This window comes from Bradyrhizobium sp. ARR65 (assembly GCF_000472385.1).
Lineage (GTDB): Bacteria > Pseudomonadota > Alphaproteobacteria > Rhizobiales > Xanthobacteraceae > Bradyrhizobium.
In genome coordinates, this window is the sequence record NZ_AWZU01000120.1 from 1 (window position 1) to 2976 (window position 2976).

Below are 2976 nucleotides of genomic sequence, written 5' to 3' on the forward strand. Positions count from 1 at the left end.
AAATATGCATCCACCCAGAAGGAATCGGCATCAACGACTGAGATGGCGTTTTTTCCTATCGCGGCGTAGTCGCCGACCCGTGTGTAGAGATTGGTCACCCAGCCATTCACAGGAGAGCGAATTTGGGTGCGCTCCAGGTTAACCTTGGCCTGATTGCGGTTGGCAACTGCTTGCTGATATTGCGCCTGCGCCGCGACAGCGTTTGCGTTGAAGGTCTGCTTCTGCTCCACCGAGACAGACAGGTCGTCGAGTTTGCGCCGGCATTCCGCCTCGGGATCGCGTTTTCCATGACAGGAAGAAATCCAGTGGATTCTGGCTCCCCAGGAATTCGCGGGCAAGTTTGAGCCGCTCGAGTACGGAATCTCGCTCGATGTCCAGCAAGTCTGCGGCACGCTGTTCTACTCCCGCAAGGAAGCGCTCCACGCTCGTCACGTCCGACTATTGCTTAATGATTTGACCTTTGAGGTAGGCTTGGTCATCCACTGGCCTGCCATTCTCGAAATGCTCTCTGGCGCCATCCCGGCCTCTGTTCGACCTTGGGGTTACAGCAAAGCGCTGACGTGATGGCAATCGCCTGCCGAATTGGCGCTGCGCGCTTCGATGAATTCGCCGCTTGCCGATCAGTTCGGCGGCTGCGCTCTCGATCGATTTCGTCAGGACCTCGCGCGTCTGCAAAGACGCCTATCGACGGATAGTGGTCGAGGAGAAGGTCGTTTCGCCGGACGAGCTCGCCCGCGCGCGGGAGCACCGCGAGCGCGGCTGGTCGATCATTCGACGTCGATACATCGAGGGCGAATACGTGGCGGAAGCTGACGTCCAGGGCTTTAGCCAGGATGAGGGCCTTTCGCGGGCCTATGAGGAACAGGCACTGGACCGCGACTTAGAGGACTTGCGCGACCGCCATATCCAGGTGCTCAATAAGCGCAACGCCGACCGCCAGGAATTTGAAGCCATCGGCGACCATGACACGGCGGCCCGTGCTGCGGTATACCGCCAATCGGCTCTCGTTGAGATGGGTGACGCGGCGGCACAATATATCCGACTTCGATCTGCCATCGTGTTGCTCCAATGGGTCATGGAGCGGTTTCGAGAGAAAAGCAGGCGCCGTTGCTCAAACGTGCCGGCGAGCTGTTCTCGATCTTGACGGACAGATCGTTCGAAACGCTGAGTTTGGAGTTCGATGATGCCGATACGCCCCATCTGGCCGGTGTCCGCAGCAATGGGGATAGAGTTCGGCTCCCAGGGTTGAGTGCAGGCGTCGGCGATCAGCTTTATCTCTCCTTGCGAATTGCCGCGGTCGAAGAGTACCTGGAACATGCGGCACCGCTGCCGTTTATCGCGGACGACCTGTTCGTCAAGTAGGATGATGGGGGTGCGGCCGCCGGCCTTCGGCTCTTGGGGCACCTTGCCCGCAAGACTCAGGTTCTTTTCTTCACGCATCATCAGCATCTCATCGAAGTGGCGCGGAACACGGTCGGAGCAGAGATATCAACGGTTTCGTTGAGCGCGCGTCCCACACCGGATGCTGTCGTGGTACGTGCGTTGACAGACTTGCTTGGTTACGTCGGTCAAGAGGGCTGGCCGAGCCGCTCGCTTGCATGAAACCGGGGCTTCACACTTCGCAGCCGGATCGGCGCAATAAGGGATATGCCTGCACTCACCCGCCGCGATAATGTGGGAGTTCTGCAATGTTCTGATTTGCACGGCATCGCAGCAACCGACTTAATCCCGTTGCTGGCAGCCGGTCCGTCTTTTGTCAGGACGTAACGGAGCCCCTCTGCGAGCATGTGTATGCCGCTGGCACAGGTGGTGCGATTTTTTCGGCGCACACATAGCCGTGAGCATCGGGCACGCCGGACGCTCCCTAAGCCAGGTCTAAGATAACGCGAGCATGATAGCGCATCGGGTTCAATCGATAACCTGACAGGTCCACTCTCCACAAACTCTGAAGGAACTATCCATGATTCTCTTCTACTCGATGTCCGTCATGGCCGTTGTCGCCGCAAATTTCGGAGCAATGATCGTCATCGCTTATGTCATTCCGTCGTCAGCGGAGGATGACTATGGCAGCGTCGGTTTTCTGTGAACGTTCGCGTTCCGCGGCACTGACGTCGTGGAAGTCCTGAAACGAGTCTGGAAGGAAGTGGGATAGCAGAATTGCAGATCAGGGCCCTCCGATCTGGCCGATCTGCTGCGGATGGGCACTTGGAGCGAGCCCTTCGCGCTAGGCCATATACCTGACCGCCGCGCCGATGACGATGATCAGGACGAACAGGCCGGTGAAGATGAGGCCGAACCGGAAGTGCTGCTGCATATCGCGCAAACGGGGCATGGGCCGCGCCGTTCCAGGCATGGCCGGCGAGTCGCTTCGCGCCAGTTCAGTTATATGCGAGCGTGGGCCGCCGGTTAGTCATAATATCCCGGCGGCCCCTGTCGGCCACTCCCAATGCCCCTGCCTTGGCAGCGAGCGTGGTCGCCATTGCGATCACGATATCGAAGAACATGACGGATCGACCGCAGCGGCGCCCCGTATGAATCCGGATGCCGGCGAGCGCTTCGCGCTGATCGCGCTGATGACTCGAAGGACCCGCGGCCGGCGCGTCATAGCACCAGCACAAGCGAGATCAGGCTGACGCTGAGCACGATGATGCTCGTCGTCGTGACGACTAACAGACGATCCATGATGCCATTAGTTCGAGAGGGTTGGAGGGTAGCGCGCCCCCACACGGGCCGCTCGGTGTTTGCACAGAGTTTGCCTGTTCCATCAACCCCTGCAATCGTGAAGAAAGGCTCGAACACGCGACTGAGCACCTCCTGAGCCATGCCCAAGCCCGAATCGCGTACTGAAAGGAGCACGTGAGCGCCCGCTCTGCCCTCCTCCTCGCAAGAGAGATCGTTGAGGTTTCGATCGATGTTTGCAGCCTCGATGACGAGTTTCCCGCCGTCCGGCATCGCATCTCGCGCGTTCACCGCAAG

Annotated in this window: 4 protein-coding genes and 1 pseudogene; 3 read left to right on the plus strand and 2 right to left on the minus strand. The window is 59.2% G+C overall.

Annotated features, from left to right (window positions below; translation table 11 throughout):
- Positions 1 to 392: pseudogene (locus tag F758_RS46220) on the minus strand (hypothetical protein); the annotation flags it as partial.
- Between the two features lie 221 nt (positions 393 to 613).
- Between F758_RS46220 and F758_RS0142805 the strand changes: the two are divergent.
- The 3 genes from F758_RS0142805 to F758_RS52955 all read left to right on the plus strand — a co-directional run bounded on the left by F758_RS0142805 (position 614) and on the right by F758_RS52955 (position 2086).
- Positions 614 to 1144, plus strand: coding sequence for a hypothetical protein (locus tag F758_RS0142805; protein WP_024513487.1), 531 nt, complete (start codon positions 614 to 616; stop codon positions 1142 to 1144).
- Positions 1108 to 1362 (plus strand): ATP-binding protein, encoded by a 255-nt coding sequence (locus tag F758_RS0142810; RefSeq protein WP_024513488.1) that lies wholly within the window; start codon positions 1108 to 1110, stop codon positions 1360 to 1362. The genes F758_RS0142805 and F758_RS0142810 overlap by 37 nt, the downstream gene beginning before the upstream one ends.
- A gap of 598 nt (positions 1363 to 1960) precedes the next feature.
- Complete coding sequence (locus F758_RS52955; protein WP_283805915.1) at positions 1961 to 2086, plus strand: hypothetical protein; 126 nt, start codon at positions 1961 to 1963, stop codon at positions 2084 to 2086.
- 515 nt (positions 2087 to 2601) lie between these two features.
- Here the strand turns inward: F758_RS52955 and F758_RS51380 are convergent.
- A partial coding sequence (locus F758_RS51380; RefSeq protein ID WP_502689230.1) for an ATP-binding protein occupies positions 2602 to 2976 on the minus strand: 375 nt, incomplete at its 5' end.